A 15,716-nucleotide genomic window follows, 5' to 3' on the forward strand; every position below is an offset into this window, starting at 1 on the left:
CCATGTTTATTAGGATTATAACGCTGGTTAAAACCAGTATTGAGGAAAACCGACATGCCACAATACAAAGCGCCCTTACGTGATATGCAGTTCGTTTTGCATGAATTACTAAATGCTGAACAACATTATGCAAAACTTCCTGCTTTCCAAGAAACCGTAAGCCGTGAATTGGTTGACCAATATTTAGAAGCTGCGGCTGATTTCTGTGAAAATGAATTGTCTCCAATCAACCAAAGCGGCGACCGTGAAGGTTGTACTTGGAATGATGGTGTAGTTACGACACCTACTGGTTTTAAAGAAGCGTACCAAAAATATATCGAGTTAGGCTTCCCTTCTCTTTCTGCTGAAGAACAATACGGTGGTCAAGGCTTACCTGTTTCTTTGGCTAACGTAATCTCTGAGATGGTCGGTACTGCAAACTGGGCTTGGGGTATGTATCCTGGCCTTTCTCACGGTGCAGTACGTACTTTAGAACACCACGGTTCACCAGAACAAAAAGATACTTACTTACCAAACCTTGTATCAGGTGTTTGGACAGGAACCATGTGCTTAACAGAATCTCATGCAGGTTCTGACCTTGGTATTATCCGCACTAAAGCTGAACCGAATGCTGATGGTAGCTATGCAATTACTGGCGAGAAAATCTTTATCTCTGCTGGTGAACATGACATGGCAGAGAACATTATTCACATCGTGCTTGCACGCCTTCCAGGTGCACCAAAAGGCACCAAAGGGATTTCTTTATTCATCGTACCAAAATTCAACTTGAATGCTGATGGTACATTGGGTGAACGTAATGCTGTTCGTTGTGGTTCAATTGAACACAAAATGGGTATTCATGGTAACGCAACTTGTGTCATCAACTTTGACAACGCAAAAGGTTACTTGATTGGACCTGAAAACCGTGGTCTAAACTGTATGTTTACCTTCATGAACACAGCACGTATCGGTACAGCGGTTCAAGGTCTTGCTGCATCTGAAGGTTCTTTCCAAGGTGCGCTTGCCTACGCGAAAGATCGTTTAGCAATGCGTTCACTTTCTGGTCCTAAAGCACCTGAAAAAGAAGCTGATCCAATTATTGTTCACCCAGCTGTACGTAACATGCTGTTAACGCAAAAATCTTTTGCTGAAGCAGGTCGTGCATTGGTTTACTTATTGTCTTTCCATGCCGACATCGTAGAGCAAGGTGCAACTGAAGAAGAGCGTAAATACTCTGACAACATTTTGTCGTTACTTACTCCGATTGCAAAAGCTTTCTTAACTGAAACAGGTTCTGAATCTGCAAAACACGGCGTACAAGTGTTTGGTGGTCACGGCTTTATTTCTGAACATGGTATGGAACAAATTGTTCGTGATACCCGTATTTCATGCCTATACGAAGGTACGACAGAAATTCAAGCTTTGGACTTGTTAGGTCGTAAAGTTTTGGGTACTCAAGGTGCAATGTTGAAAGACTTCACCAAGATTATTCACAAATTCTGCGAAGCGAACAAAGACAATGCAGCAATGAAAGAATTTGTTGAGCCACTTGCTGCACTCAACAAAGAATGGGGCGACCTCACCATGCAAATTGGTATGCGTGCAATGCAAAACCCAGAAGAAGTTGGTGCTGCCGCGGTTGATTACCTGTACTTCTCTGGTTATGTAACGCTTGCTTACCTATGGGCTCAAATGGCGTTGGTTGCACAGCAAACCCTTGCTGCTGGTACAACTGATGTAGATTTCTACAACGCTAAAGTGACCACTGCTCGCTTCTACTTCAAGAAAATCTTGCCACGCGTTCGTTCACATGTTGACGTGATTGCAGGTGGTGTAGAGCCATTAATGTCATTAGATGCGGAACACTTCGCGTTCTAATCACACTTTAATGTTGCTTGCAATGTTAATTTGAAAAAAAAGGACTGGTCGGTTTTGACGGTCCTTTTTTTATGTAATCAATGCTAAATTTAATTCTATCAATAATACGTGTGATCGCGTGTTATTCCACACTCGGCACATGATGTATACAACAAAGGTGAACTAACTATGCCAATTTATAATGCACCGCTTGCAGATATGAAATTCATCTTAAATGATGTTTTTAACGCAGAACAATTCTGGCAGTCGAACGAAAATCTAGCGCATTTAGATACAGCGACTGCAGAAGCTATTTTAGAAGAGATGGCGAAATTTGCGCAAAATGTAACGCTTCCACTGAACCGTACAGGTGATGAAGAAGGTGCAACTTATAACAATGGCGCAGTGACGACACCTGCTGGCTTCAAAGATGCCTTCCAACAATATGCTCAAAGTGGTTGGATTGGTTTAGGTGCAGAAGAAGAATGGGGCGGCCAAGGCATGCCAAAAATGCTGACGGTACTTTCTGACGAAATGCTGTTCGCAACCAACCCGTCTTTCATGCTTTACCCATTACTTTCGGTGGGTGCAGGTATGGCGTTAAACAGCTATGCATCTCAAGAGCAAAAAGAAACCTATTTACCTAAAATCTACTCAGGGGAATGGTCAGGCACCATGTGCTTAACAGAGCCACACTCAGGTACAGATTTAGGTATTATCAAAACTAAAGCCGAACGTAACCAAGATGGTACTTATAACATCACAGGGACTAAAATCTTCATTACGGGCGGTGACCACGACTTAGCTGAAAACATCATTCACTTGGTGTTGGCGAAAACTCCAGATGCACCTGCGGGTTCACGTGGTATTTCATTATTCATCGTACCAAAATTTCTTGTGAACGAAGATGGTTCAGTAGGTGAGCGTAACGCCGCAGGACCTGGTTCAATCGAACATAAAATGGGAATCAAAGCTTCAGCAACTTGCGTCATGAACTTTGACGGTGCAAAAGGCTACCTCGTGGGTAAAGAAAACGAAGGGCTTGCAGCGATGTTCGTGATGATGAACTACGAACGTTTATCAATGGGTATTCAAGGTCTTGGTGCTTCTGAATTTGCCTACCAAAATGCAGCACAATATGCGACAGATCGTTTACAAGGTCGTAGCGCGTCTGGTGTGAAATCTCCAAACAAACCAGCAGACAGCATTTTAGTGCATGGTGATGTACGTCGTATGTTGTTAAACGTACGTGCGAACAATGAAGCATCGCGTGCATTTGCAGTGTATGTGGGTCAACAGTTAGACATCACCAAATTCTCGACCGATGCTGAAGCAGTGAAAAAAGCCAACGACCGCGTTGCACTTTTGACACCAATTGCAAAAGCTTACTTAACCGATACTGCATTCCAAGCAACGCTTGATGCTCAAATGTGCTTCGGTGGTCATGGTTATATTCGTGAATGGGGTATGGAACAATGTGTTCGTGACCTACGTATTGCACAGATTTACGAAGGAACAAATGGCGTTCAATCTCAAGACTTGATTGGTCGTAAAACTATTAAGTGTAACGGCGCCTACGTTGCAGAATACATCGAAGAAATTCGTGATTTCGCCAACGGTTTAGATGCAGACTTAAACTTCATTAAAGATGCCACTTTAGATGCTGCTACAGAAGTTGCAGACCTGACTCAATTCGTTCTTGCTCAAGCAGCAGAAAATGTAGAATTCCCAAATGCGGCAGCGGTGGATTACTTGCACGCAGTTGGTTTGTTAAGCTTCGCTTACATGTTTGCGCGCATTGCCAATGCAGCAAAAGACAAAGATGGCGAGTTCTTCCAAAACAAATTGGCGCTTGCTCAATACTTCGCACAACGTATTCTTCCAGAATTAGACATGCGTATTGCTAAAGTAAAAGCAGGTTCTGATTTAATCATGAACTTCAGCGAAGATTACTTCACTAGCCAAGCATAATCGTTAAGTATAAAAAAACGCCTGCTCTGTCAGGCGTTTTTTTATGCCCTAATGTTCATGTGCATGAAATTTGCTTATGATTGAATAAGTTGTTATTTCAAATAATAGGAGGTAAAGATGTCTGAACGAGATCCTAAAGTGATTAAAATTGAAACCCTCCTCGACCGATTAGGTAATTTAGCGGTTGAAAGCTTTCACTATATTGCCTTATTTATTATTGGCTGTATGGTGGCATGGTCAGCCGTGCATACCGTCATTGAAATCCTTACCGTTAAACAATACGCCACCATTGACGATATTCTGTTGTTATTTATCTATTTGGAATTGGGTGCCATGGTTGGGATTTATTTTAAAACCAATCATATGCCTGTCCGTTTTCTGATTTATGTGGCAATTACCGCACTCACCCGTCTTTTGATTTCAGATATTCAACACGATCATAAAGCCGATATGGACTTGGTGATTATTACAGGTTCAATTTTGATTCTTGCGCTAGCCATTTTAATTGTGCGTTATGCATCATGGACGTTCCCTTCCGTCATACGCGATAAACATCATGATAAACCCTTACCGCTAGGTAAAACTCCACGTCCAGAAGATGATGAATTGGCTTAATTGAATCTTGTAAATCTAGCTTGCCCACTTTCGAGCATGACCTCTGTGGCTGCGTTCAAATCGAAAGTTGGGAAGCTTTTTTATCTTGGGACTAACACATAGCGACCATTTTCAAAGATCCAGTACATATTTTGTGGTGGTTCAGGTAACCCCAAACGTTGCCAATCATTGATAATCCGATAATTCGAACTTTCAATCCTTGAATTGGCATCACCAAAAACATAACTGGTACTTTGATGGTTATATTGCGTGTAAGTTGGCGCTTGTAAATTAATACTCACGTTGGCTTGTGGTCGATCCCAATTCGGTGGACGATGATCATGTGGCGGATAGGGTCGATTCGGGTAAGGTCTATCCGGATATGGCGGTTGCGGTGGATATGGTCGATAATTCGGGCGTTTGGTACTGGTGCCCTGATAGTTTGACCAGCCATTGGCATCAGCAGAGGCATAGCTAGAACTCAGCATCAAGATGGCTATTCCACATGCAAAATAGAACTTCTCTTTCATCTGCTGCTCCCAATAATCTTTGTTGATATTTTAACCTATCTTGTTGCTCAAGCATGTATAAAAATAGCAGGCTGGGCAAAGATTTGTACACGATGCTCTTCCCACTCTGAATGTGAATTTGGATTGCTATGCTTTATGTTAAAATAATTTTTTTCATGGATTAGGTGGAACATTGTGGCGGAATTAAACTTTGAACGACTGCATCAATTTTTCTCAAAAGTACCGAGCGTGCAAAAAAGATTAATCGACTCTTATGGAACAGACGGTCAACATGCATGGTGGTTTAAATTCCAAATTAATGTCGATCATCCTCTCGCATGGCAAACCGTACAAGAACTGGGGCATGTACTGAATTACATTTCGACCCATGAGCGTTTACCAACGCAATTTCTTCCAGTTTCACCTCCGCCTTATATGAATGGTGAAGCTAAAAAATTTCTATCTTGGGTCATCCAATGTAATCACCCAGATTTTCCACCCGATGTGGTTTGTGACTGGCTTGAAGCGCGTTTACCACAGCCTGTCGAAGATGAAACACAATGGAAAATCAAAACTGATCTACATGAATTAGACAATATGACCGACAAAGAGCTGGATCAAATCATTCCACCAAATCCTCAGGTATAAACAATAGTTTCTCTCAATTCTTGATCTAAATCAGGAATTTCCTCCCTTTATTGATTAAAGGGAGGTGAGCTGGGATTAAAAATTAAAACGTTGATAAACCACTCCATTCCATAAAACGATACAACGCATATTTCAATTTTGAGTCATCCGCATACTGGGTATAGTCCACACTCATTTGTTTCCCCTCGAGGTTTGACCATGCCGTATTAAAGTACTGATTCGCATCTTGGAACACTGGAGCCTGAGTCGAACCCAAGACACGTAAGTCTGTCTCTAAATTATAATTTTTAATATTTCGTGCGGTAAAATTGGCTGAACCTAAAATCATCTCACTGCTATTCGCACCCCGCTTCACAATCATTTTACTGTGGCATTGTTCACCTTGGGTATTACACCAGCGCACGGGTATGCCTGCCGCATGTAACTCAGACGCTACCTGACGGTTTGGAATGCCATTTTTTTGACGTCCAAAAGCATCTTTATTCGGGTCAAGTAAAACCCGCAGTTGCACACCACGTTCTTGTGCTGCAATGAGGGCTTGAATAATTTGTCGTTCAGATAAATAGAACATTGCCAAATCAATCTGATCGTGTTTTTTTGCAGTCGTAATTAAGTTTAACGTCGCATCTAAAATTGCTTGTTCCGTCAAGACTTGCGCTTGGGGTTCTGTTTTGGCGGCTTCAAACTCACCTAGAATAATCACAGGCATGTCACCACCAGACATTCGACCTACCGCTTGCTCAGTCTTTAAAATATCGATCGCGGTATTGCCTGTCACCACTAAACCGATATTAGAGTGTCGTGAACTGCCATCATGTGGGTTCATCGAAGTAACCAAAGCCTTCCATCCCTGTGCAGTATCCACCACCAAAGTTTTACGATGATTGGCTTTAAAATTAAACAAATTAAAATAACTGCGTAAGGTAATGGGTTCTTTACCAAATGGATTTGGCAACCAACCTTTTTCAGGATTATTGCCTGCATTTTGACAGCACAAATACCAGAAACCTGACCAAGTAGGATTTGATGCCCGTAGTGGACGCAAATCAGTTTCGATCACATCAATCCCTGCCTGACGCAGTTGACGATAATGTTCAGGTGCTACGCCACCATAAACTGAATTAATGGGATCGGTAATCAATTTAATTTCAATATGAGGATACTGGCGGCGTTTCGAAATTAAGGCATCGGTTAATTGTTGGGTTAGAGCTTGCTGTTGCAGTTTTGACTCACCCACCTCTTTATTGAATAAAAACATATCCAATACGATGGTGGTTTGGGCTTCATCAATCATTTTTAGCATTTCTTTAAAAATGACATGCTGTTGCTGCTGTTTACCATCACGGGTTAAATACGTTTGATCCGCTAAAAACTTCACTTGGGCATGCCGTAATTTTCCTGTGTAATTTAGACCTTCAGGTAACGGCTTTAGTGTGTGATAAATCCCTGAAGCCAAATAGCCCAGTGCCAAGAAACTAACAATGACCGCAACATAACGCCGCGGTGTCCAATTTAATTTATGATGAATTTTTCGAAAAATACGCATAAGAAAAAACCTAACCCAATAGGTTCAGGCTAGGTTTTCTTAACACATTTTTCAAGTGACTTTGTGTGACATCACCTTGAATCCATTCAAAAAGCTGATGGCTTCTTAGAAACCAAACTCCAACCCAACAGTGAAGTTGCGCCCCATTTGTGGAAGTGTCGATAAGAATGACGCATGGTTATATACAGTTTCATCTAACAGGTTATTGACTTTGGCATAAACACGATAATCTGTTTTATCCGAAAGGCGGGCGGCATAAGCTAAACCCAGATTTACCATATTGTAGCCATCAGTTTCTGTTTCATAGACTGCAATTTTGTCTTGCTTGAAGGCACGGTAATATTCCGCAGTTCCTGAGAAACCATCACCAAAATCGGCGTCAAAACGTGTTCCTAAACGGCCACCAGGAACACGTGGTGCATCCCCTTCAGCATCAATTTTTCCACGTACATAGTCACCAAATAACGTGGCAGTATAGATTGGCGACAGTTGATAGGAGATTTCCCCTTCAGCACCATAAAAACGTGCTTTATCTTGCGTATACTGAATTAAACGAAAATCTTCATAACGATCCAGCGTTTGGGCATAAATATAATCATCAAACCAGTTATGGAACACATGAACATGATAGTTCAGTCGATCAGTATCGTAATGGAAACCCAATTCAAGGTTATTCGATTTCTCAACAGCTAAATTTTCATTGCCCAACTCATAGGTATTGGTTGCCAGATGCTTACCTTGTGAATACAGCTCCTGCGCCATCGGTAAACGTTCTTGATGGGAGGCCACCAAAGACAATTTATAATTCGGTGCAAATGCCCAGTTCGCTGCACCAGAATAAGAAAATGCATGATCATCATAATCTTTTTGTGGCGAATCAATATCAATACTTTGCTGATCCAAACGTGCTGCCAGTTCAAAATGCACATCGTTCCATTGACGATGCTCTAAAGCAAATAAGCTCCATTTATCTGTGGTACTTGGCCCTGCAAATAACGCTTCTTCTCCAGTAATATCGAGTTTTTGGCGACCAAACTGAGTGCCAATTACCCCTTCCCATGCCCCAATCCGGTTATGCAGCAATTCTAAACGCGTGTCATAACCTTCACTTTTAAAGGTTGTGGCAGCTTGACCTTCTTCAATTTCATCATGTTGATAATCGGTATAACTCGCTTGCACACGTAGTTTTTGGAAGCCTGCAAATGGGTCTGCCAACTCACTTCTAAAATCATAACGCTCGGATTTTAGATCTACCCAAGGTCCCGCATGACTATGATCATGTGCCTCATGTGTATCTGCTTCATGGTCATGATCGTGCTCACCACAGTGTAAATGCGGTTGTCCTGCTAAATGTGCTTCACAGCTTTCATATTCATGATTATGACCTGGCAATCCATATTGATCTTGACGATTGGTATAAGAAACTCCCGTAAAACCACGATCATAAATCCATGACAGTCCTAAAGTCACATTTTGAGACTCCGCAAAAGTGTTATCTACGCGACGTTCTTTTTCACCTTCATGAACATAATCTGGGGCAATATAATTATTTGCATCGCGTTTCAGGCCTTCAACACGTAATGCAACTTGATCACCCAAACCAACTGTTACACCTGCTGTAGCTAACTTTTCATCGTTGCCCGTGTTGTAACGTACACCAAGTTTTCCTTCATAGCCGTTCTCTGGCATCTGGGTGGGAATCTTATTGTCCGTGACATTGACCAAACCACCTACATTTCCAGCCCCGTACAATAAGGTTGACGGACCACGTACAATTTCAATTTGCTTGGCCAAAGTAGGATCTACGGTCACTGCATGATCTGGCGATAAAGTCGATACATCCATAGTTTCAGAGGCATTCGCCAAGACTTTTACACGTGCTGCATCTTGCCCTCGAATCACGGGGCGACTAGCACCTGGACCAAACTGATTGGAATAGACCCCGACCTGATTACTTAGTGCTTCACCTATGGTGGTGCCACCTTGTACCAACTGATCACTTTTAATGACATTATCGGCAGCCGAATAATCTACAGCAGTCTGTACCAAAGGATGTGCTGTGACTTGAATGGTGTCTAGTTTTTGCGTAGATTCATCATCTTGTGCAAATGCGGAAGGCGCGATTACCGCAAGAATCGCAACGGAAAGTAAATTCTTATGAAATAACATGAGTCAGGTTTGGTCTGGTGAAAGTCATTAATTGTTATAATATAACATTACTGTTTTTTTGCAATAAAAAACAGAATCTACCTGCTAAGTTCTTTATCCTGTTTTTAGCGCAATATCCATTTTATCGCCTTATTTCGAATTATGGGATTAACCAGATTTCATGCCCTTTACTCTGTCTCATGCTGTTCTCGCACCACCGCTTGCCAAACTCAGCAAAGGGTATTTACCCACTGCTGCCCTAGCCATTGGCTGTATGACACCTGATCTAATTCGGCTTTTTACCCAACAAGATGGCGGAAAAACCCATCTCTGGAATGCTTTAATTTATCCAAATTTGGCAATTGGACTGATTTTTTGTCTGTTGTGGTATTTCATTTATCGACCTGTGTTATATCGTTTTTTGGGATTACAAGATCCATTACAACTCACACAACTCAAAACACGCATGGGTTTTGTTATAGGCGTAGTCATTAGCATTTTGGTTGGGGTAAGTACCCATCTCATTTGGGACGGGCTGACCCATGTCGACTTCAGAACCTTTGCCTTTCGGGATTTCCTGAGTCAAAGTATTTCCCTCTTCGGACAGCGTTTTCCTGTGCATCGTGTGCTTCAAATTGGCACATCCATCGTGGCATTGCCTATTCTTGTTTGGATGTGTATTCATTATTTTCAACAGTTCCGACAACCCTCACCTGTATCAAGCAAGATTAAACGCTATGCATGGAGTTTACTTGGCTTAACATTGCTGAGTGGCATTTATTCTGTTTGGGATTACGCTCGTTATTTTTCCTATGATATCTGGGTCGCCAATCTGTACTATTTTACAGCACGAAGCATCAATGAATTTAGTCAAGCCGCTTTAGTCATCTTCAGCACAGGCTGTCTTATTTTTATGTTCTTAGATCAAAAACAGTATTTTGAATAACAACTTGTCCCTAAATTTTGCGCCGAAAAGCCATGAAATACAGAGGAATTTGGATCTAGTCCTTGTGACAAAATCCTCAACGAGGCATAATCCTTCCTTTACGAGCGGTACGCTGTTTACGTATACGCTTCCTTAACCCATATAGTTGGATTTTATACGCTATGATGCGAACTCATTACTGCGGTTCTTTAACCGAAGCCCAAATTGATGAAACAGTAACCCTTTGCGGTTGGGTACATCGTCGCCGTGACCACGGTGGTGTTATCTTCCTCGACATGCGTGACCGTGATGGTTTAGTTCAAGTCGTTATTGATCCAGATACTCCTGAAGCATTCGCAACTGCTGACAAAGCACGTTCAGAATTCGTATTAAAAATTACAGGTCGTGTACGTCGCCGTTATGAAGGCACAGAAAATGCCAATATGGTGAGCGGTCAAATCGAAGTTTTGGGTAAAGAAATTGAAGTTCTTGCTCAATCTGAAACTCCGCCATTCCCATTAAATGACGAAAATACCAATATTTCAGAAGAAATTCGTTTGAAATATCGTTTCTTGGACATCCGTCGTCCAGAAATGTTAGAGCGTTTACGTTTCCGTTCTAAAGTTACAAACTTAATTCGTAATTACTTTGAAGATCATGGTTTCCTTGATGTTGAAACACCAATCTTGACCCGTGCGACCCCAGAAGGTGCACGTGACTATTTAGTCCCAAGCCGTGTTTCAAATGGTAGCTTCTATGCACTTCCACAATCCCCACAATTGTTCAAACAGTTGTTGATGGTAGGTGGTATTGATCGTTACTACCAAATCGCGAAATGTTTCCGTGACGAAGATTTACGTGCAGATCGTCAGCCTGAATTTACCCAAATCGACGTTGAAACATCGTTCATGAGTGACGATGACATCATGGATTTAATGGAAGGCTTAACGGTTAAAATGTTCAACGAATTATTGAATGTAAAATTCGATAAATTTGAACGTATGACCTATGCAGACGCAATGCGTGACTATGCATCTGACAAACCAGATATGCGTATTCCATTGAAATTAGTTGATGTTGCAGACTTAATGCAAGACGTTGAGTTCAAAGTATTCGCAGGTCCTGCTAAAGATCCTAAAGGTCGTATTGTAGCTTTACGCGTTCCAGGTGCAGGTTCTCTTCCACGTAGTGCAATTGATGAATACACGAAATTCGTTGGCATCTACGGTGCGAAAGGTTTGGCTTACATCAAAGTCAACGAACTTGAAAAAGGCATCGAAGGTCTTCAATCACCAATCGTTAAATTCATCGAGCCAATCGTGCTTGATTTGTTAAAACGTGTTGGTGCTGAAAATGGCGACATCGTGTTCTTTGGTGCAGACAAAGCAAAAGTTGTAAATGATGCAATGGGCGCACTTCGTGTGAAAATTGGTCATGACATGAAACTTGCAACTTGCGAGTGGGCGCCACTTTGGGTGGTTGACTTCCCAATGTTTGAAGAAACTGATGATGGCAAATGGACCTCTGTGCATCACCCATTCACACTACCAAAATCTAGTGTTGAAGAAGTGAAGAACAATCCAGGTGCTGCACTTTCTGTTGCTTACGACATGGTACTCAATGGTACTGAAATCGGTGGTGGTTCACTCCGTATTTATACTTTAGAAATGCAAAAAGCAATTTTTGAAGCATTAGGTATTGGTGAAGAAGAAGCAGAAGAGAAATTCAGTTTCTTATTGAATGCATTACGTTATGGCGCGCCTCCACACGGTGGTTTAGCATTTGGTCTTGACCGTTTGATCATGTTGATGACAGGTGCATCATCTATTCGTGATGTGATTGCATTCCCGAAAACCAAGACTGCTGAATGTCCATTGACGCAAGCACCTGCACCAGTTGAAGCAAACCAATTGCGTGACTTAGGTATTCGTTTACGTGAAAAACAAAAAGCTGAAGCGAAAGAAGCATAATCTTTAACTTCACCCAAAACCCTGCACTCATGCAGGGTTTTTTATTCTCAAATGTTCCAATCTATGACATTTTTGAAAATTACATCTTTACCCATCATTCTTTAAATTTTCTTTTGAACTTTTCTTTCATCCCGCTTAGAGTAAGCAACGATAGCCTATATTCTGTTGCAACAGTTCTTGCCTTAATTATTCTATTCAAAAATTCATTTTGTTCTTAAGATGCTCATCTTTTTTTGATTCTATCTATCTTAGATTTTTAAGTCTCTTTGCAAAATTTTCTCTCATCCTTTCTGATAAAAAGATTCTTGAGTCAAAATATGGCTATTTATTTCCTGCTTAAATTTATCGCAATTTTACCTTTGTCATTTTTACAAAGAATCGCTCTTGGGGTTGCCTATCTACTCTTTCATACAAACTCCTCCATCAAACGAATTACAGCGATTAATCTCCGATTGGCATATCCTGAATTAAATGAACAAACCTTACAAAAGCGTCTTCGTCTCAGCATTCAAAGCCAATGCATGACCTATATCGAATTTGTAAAATGCTGGGGAATGTCACCTCAATACAACTTCAACTTACTTAAGAATATTCATGGTGCAGCGCTCTTAGAAAAGGCTTTGGCCAATCAAAAAGGTGTGATTGTGGTCGTTCCTCACTTTGGTTGTTGGGAACTGTTAAATGCTTGGTTAAATATTTATACGCAACCCATGATCATGTATAAACCTGACAAAATAAAAGGCGTGAATCGGTATATTTTAAATGCCCGACAGAAATTTAACGCCACCTTGGTACCAACAGATGAAACAGGAATACGTCAAATTTTTAAACATCTAAAGCAAGGTGGTTTGACTGTCGTTTTACCAGATCATTTACCTAAAGCTTCTGGCGGAATTTATTCACATTTTTTCCAGCAAAATACACTATCGGCAACATTGGTTTCGAAAATGGCGGCCAAGACGCAATGCAACGTCATTGGCTTAAGCTGTATTCGTAATCCTGAATTATCCAGTTTTGATGTATATTGCACCGAATTGCCTCAAACCATTCTTTCAAAAGATTTACAACAGTCTGTAGACAGCTTAAATCTGGCAATTCAAGAGATGATTCAGCTCGCGCCCGAACAGTATATCTGGTCATACAAACGCTTCAGGAATTGTTATGGCAATATCAATGTTTACTGTAAACAACCCACGATCTGACATGCTTTAAGAATATGTTTGGATTATAAAAATAAAAGCTCAAATTTATATGAATTTGTATCGCATTGAGCTGATTGTTTTTATTCATTTGAGATCAATTCTGAGCAGTGGCATAATAGCCCGCAGTTTTAATATTAATAGATGAGCAAGCTTATGGCTATGCGTCCTGAAGTCCGCCGTCGTGGTCTTGTGGTAATTGTTTTTGCAGTCGTCCAGTGGTTATTCATGCGCTATATTCTTGCCAATGGTTTATTTAACCTAGACACCTCTGACCGTATTTTATATTTCTGCGTGAGTAGTTTAGGTGGCGCCTTTGCGATTTTTGTCGGTTTGATTTACATGGTACTTAAAGGCAATCCGGATCGCGAATGATGTCTGAGTATAAAATCCTTGTTATTGGAAAACGTGGCGGAATTCTACAATGGTATGAAAACCTATTAGCCGTTCAAAAGCCAGACTCCCCTTTTCAAATCCAAGGATTTGCACTTAATCACAACAATAGTACGGAACGATTTTTAAAGAAAGTTCTGCCAAATAAAGACCGTTATACTGCGAATTTATTGAAAAAAAAGATTCAGCAATTTCAGCCAGACCTGATTCTAATTGCAGATTTATTTTATTTTAATGATTATTTATTAAAGGTTTTTTCTGAATATTCAGGAAAAATCGCACATTGGATTGGTGATTTCTTCGATCATCGATTACTCCGCTCTCAAGATATTATTGATCTATATTGCTTCACGGACTCAAGTTTCCTAGATGATGCAGCGAAACTTGGACTCACCCAAACCACGTATTTACCCTTGGCTTATAATCCTGATATTTTCTTTCATTCGACAACTGAAAAAAATGACCGATTATTATTTGTAGGTGCGTGGTCTCCAGATCGTCAACATCTCTTGGAACAAATTCCCTTACCTATGACGATTTATGGTAAAGGTTGGGATAAGCTAAATAAAGCAGATAGTACAATTCACCCGCAGAATATTAGTTTATTAGAAGTTGCCGATTTATATCGACAGCATCGTTATGTATTGAATGTCATCAATAAAACCAACATCCGGCAAGGGATGAATATGCGCTGTTTTGAAGCCCCTGCTTGCGGATGTATTCTGGTCAGTGAGTATGTAAAGGATCTTGAATTTGTATTCGATGTCCAAAATGAAATCATTTGTTTTACAGAACCTTCCGAACTACAAAATAAACTGAATAATTCTGTTATTAATCCTTTAGATGCGATGAATAAAGTTCAACAAAGCCATACCTATAAAAATAGGTTAGCTACAATTATTGAATTATTATCCTAGCAATTGATTTCCAAATTAAATTAAAAGGTTTTTCTCTCCGTGTTAGTGAGCGTTATTGTCCCTAGTTATAATCATGCACAATATTTAGAAGAAAGAATCGAAAGTATTCTCAAACAAACTTATACAGCGTTTGAAGTTATTCTTTTAGATGATTTATCACCTGATAATAGTGCAGAAATCCTGAATAAATATAAGAACCATCCAAAGGTATCACACTGTATTATTAATAAAAAAAACTCTGGTTCTACCTTTCACCAATGGAATAAAGGCATGAGCCTTGCCAAAGGTGAGTTAATTTGGATTGCAGAATCAGATGATGTAGCCGAAGCGACTTTTTTAGAAAAACTCGTTTCACATTTCATTCAAAATCCCAATTTGGTTCTAGCATATAGTCAGTCGCATCGAATGAATGCACAAGGTAAAGTCACTGGATCTTGGAAAGACTTTACGGATGCTGTTGATCCAATCTTATTCGCAGATGATTTTGAAATGTCTGGGCTTGAATATATTGATCATTTCCTAAATACACAAAATACTGTTCCGAATGCCAGTGGTGTATTATTTAAAAAGCAAACTTATCTTGATGTTGGCGGTGCCAACCCAAGCTTAAGATTTATTGGCGACTGGGAAATCTGGACTAAAATCATCTCTCAAGGTGATATTTTCTATACGGCAGAATGTTTAAATTATTTCCGTTATCACGATACCAGTGTTATTGCCCAAGCTAAGAAAAAGAAAGATCACTTTGAGGTACGTCGGCAAGTCATTCTATTTCGGGAAAGCATGAATGCCTTTTTTGATCACCATAGAAAGCAACAACCACGAGCAAATAAAATCTATTTAAAGAATAAAAAGGCCTTATCTAAAGAACTACGCAAAAATGCCTCTTTAGCTATTCGACGTCGCTATTATGATCGGATTATTCCAACCAGCATGATTGCTTTACGCACCCTTCCTTTTTATGTTGCACCTTTTTTTATTCTAAAGTTGTGTATGCAGTTTATTCTTTCAGTTGCCTTAGTCGCACCTTATAAAACTATATTGAATAAGCCAAAATAAA

The 15,716-nt window shown here is 40.4% G+C and carries 13 protein-coding genes; 10 read left to right on the forward strand and 3 right to left on the reverse strand.

The genetic code is table 11. The features are described 5' to 3' along the window. Window positions 1-54: 54 nt before the first annotated feature. The 3 genes from F4W09_RS07745 (at window position 55) to F4W09_RS07755 (ending at window position 4,422) form a co-directional block, all read left to right on the forward strand. Window positions 55-1,857, forward strand: a complete 1,803-nt coding sequence (locus F4W09_RS07745) for an acyl-CoA dehydrogenase C-terminal domain-containing protein (RefSeq protein ID WP_044738723.1) — start codon at window positions 55-57, stop codon at window positions 1,855-1,857. Between the two features lie 168 nt (window positions 1,858-2,025). After that, window positions 2,026-3,807, forward strand: coding sequence for an acyl-CoA dehydrogenase C-terminal domain-containing protein (locus F4W09_RS07750; protein WP_151504493.1), 1,782 nt, complete (start codon window positions 2,026-2,028; stop codon window positions 3,805-3,807). Between the two features lie 117 nt (window positions 3,808-3,924). Then, a complete protein-coding gene (locus F4W09_RS07755; protein WP_151504494.1) occupies window positions 3,925-4,422 on the forward strand; it encodes a phosphate-starvation-inducible protein PsiE in 498 nt (165 codons plus the stop codon). Between the two features lie 80 nt (window positions 4,423-4,502). Here the strand turns inward: F4W09_RS07755 and F4W09_RS07760 are convergent, their stop codons facing one another. Then, window positions 4,503-4,931 carry an RcnB family protein gene (locus tag F4W09_RS07760; RefSeq protein ID WP_151504495.1) on the reverse strand — a complete coding sequence of 143 codons (429 nt, stop codon included), beginning with the start codon at window positions 4,929-4,931 and terminating at the stop codon, window positions 4,503-4,505. Between the two features lie 174 nt (window positions 4,932-5,105). On the opposite strand from F4W09_RS07760, the gene F4W09_RS07765 reads away from it, so the two are divergent. Continuing rightward, window positions 5,106-5,558, forward strand: a complete 453-nt coding sequence (locus F4W09_RS07765) for a hypothetical protein (RefSeq protein ID WP_151504496.1) — start codon at window positions 5,106-5,108, stop codon at window positions 5,556-5,558. An 82-nt stretch (window positions 5,559-5,640) separates the two neighbouring features. Here F4W09_RS07765 and F4W09_RS07770 read toward each other — a convergent pair whose 3' ends face one another. Continuing rightward, on the reverse strand, window positions 5,641-7,104 hold the full coding sequence (locus F4W09_RS07770) for a phospholipase D family protein (RefSeq protein WP_151504497.1): 1,464 nt from the start codon (window positions 7,102-7,104) through the stop codon (window positions 5,641-5,643). A 105-nt stretch (window positions 7,105-7,209) separates the two neighbouring features. Further along, window positions 7,210-9,273, reverse strand: coding sequence for a zinc piracy TonB-dependent receptor ZnuD (znuD, locus tag F4W09_RS07775; RefSeq protein WP_151504498.1), 2,064 nt, complete (start codon window positions 9,271-9,273; stop codon window positions 7,210-7,212). A 160-nt stretch (window positions 9,274-9,433) separates the two neighbouring features. Between znuD and F4W09_RS07780 the strand changes: the two genes are divergently transcribed. From F4W09_RS07780 to F4W09_RS07805, 6 genes are all read left to right on the forward strand, one after another. Then, window positions 9,434-10,198, forward strand: a complete 765-nt coding sequence (locus tag F4W09_RS07780) for a DUF4184 family protein (protein WP_151504499.1) — start codon at window positions 9,434-9,436, stop codon at window positions 10,196-10,198. Window positions 10,199-10,359: 161 nt separating this feature from the next. Then, on the forward strand, window positions 10,360-12,147 hold the full coding sequence (gene aspS, locus F4W09_RS07785) for an aspartate--tRNA ligase (protein ID WP_044738716.1): 1,788 nt from the start codon (window positions 10,360-10,362) through the stop codon (window positions 12,145-12,147). 317 nt (window positions 12,148-12,464) lie between these two features. After that, the gene (locus F4W09_RS07790) at window positions 12,465-13,349 is read left to right on the forward strand and encodes a lysophospholipid acyltransferase family protein (protein WP_151504500.1); all 885 of its coding nucleotides are present in this window, start codon (window positions 12,465-12,467) and stop codon (window positions 13,347-13,349) included. Between the two features lie 153 nt (window positions 13,350-13,502). Next, window positions 13,503-13,721, forward strand: coding sequence for a hypothetical protein (locus F4W09_RS07795; protein ID WP_044738714.1), 219 nt, complete (start codon window positions 13,503-13,505; stop codon window positions 13,719-13,721). Further along, the gene (locus F4W09_RS07800) at window positions 13,721-14,656 is read left to right on the forward strand and encodes a CgeB family protein (protein ID WP_151504501.1); all 936 of its coding nucleotides are present in this window, start codon (window positions 13,721-13,723) and stop codon (window positions 14,654-14,656) included. Before F4W09_RS07795 ends, F4W09_RS07800 begins: the two co-directional genes overlap by 1 nt. A 39-nt stretch (window positions 14,657-14,695) precedes the next feature. Further along, window positions 14,696-15,715, forward strand: a complete 1,020-nt coding sequence (locus F4W09_RS07805; protein ID WP_151504502.1) for a glycosyltransferase — start codon at window positions 14,696-14,698, stop codon at window positions 15,713-15,715. Window position 15,716 lies beyond the last annotated feature (1 nt).

Origin of the sequence: Acinetobacter tandoii (genome assembly GCF_008867985.1) — a bacterium.
Lineage (GTDB): Bacteria > Pseudomonadota > Gammaproteobacteria > Pseudomonadales > Moraxellaceae > Acinetobacter > Acinetobacter tandoii.

Excerpts from the sequence above, each read along its gene's own strand:
- F4W09_RS07745 (WP_044738723.1), top strand. The coding sequence starts at position 55 with ATGCCACAATACAAAGCGCCCTTACGTGATATGCAGTTCGTTTTGCAT.
- F4W09_RS07750 (WP_151504493.1), top strand. The coding sequence starts at position 2,026 with ATGCCAATTTATAATGCACCGCTTGCAGATATGAAATTCATCTTAAAT.
- F4W09_RS07755 (WP_151504494.1), top strand. The coding sequence starts at position 3,925 with ATGTCTGAACGAGATCCTAAAGTGATTAAAATTGAAACCCTCCTCGAC.
- F4W09_RS07760 (WP_151504495.1), bottom strand. The coding sequence starts at position 4,931 with ATGAAAGAGAAGTTCTATTTTGCATGTGGAATAGCCATCTTGATGCTG.
- F4W09_RS07770 (WP_151504497.1), bottom strand. The coding sequence starts at position 7,104 with ATGCGTATTTTTCGAAAAATTCATCATAAATTAAATTGGACACCGCGG.
- znuD (WP_151504498.1), bottom strand. The coding sequence starts at position 9,273 with ATGTTATTTCATAAGAATTTACTTTCCGTTGCGATTCTTGCGGTAATC.
- F4W09_RS07780 (WP_151504499.1), top strand. The coding sequence starts at position 9,434 with ATGCCCTTTACTCTGTCTCATGCTGTTCTCGCACCACCGCTTGCCAAA.
- aspS (WP_044738716.1), top strand. The coding sequence starts at position 10,360 with ATGATGCGAACTCATTACTGCGGTTCTTTAACCGAAGCCCAAATTGAT.
- F4W09_RS07790 (WP_151504500.1), top strand. The coding sequence starts at position 12,465 with ATGGCTATTTATTTCCTGCTTAAATTTATCGCAATTTTACCTTTGTCA.
- F4W09_RS07795 (WP_044738714.1), top strand. The coding sequence starts at position 13,503 with ATGGCTATGCGTCCTGAAGTCCGCCGTCGTGGTCTTGTGGTAATTGTT.
- F4W09_RS07800 (WP_151504501.1), top strand. The coding sequence starts at position 13,721 with ATGTCTGAGTATAAAATCCTTGTTATTGGAAAACGTGGCGGAATTCTA.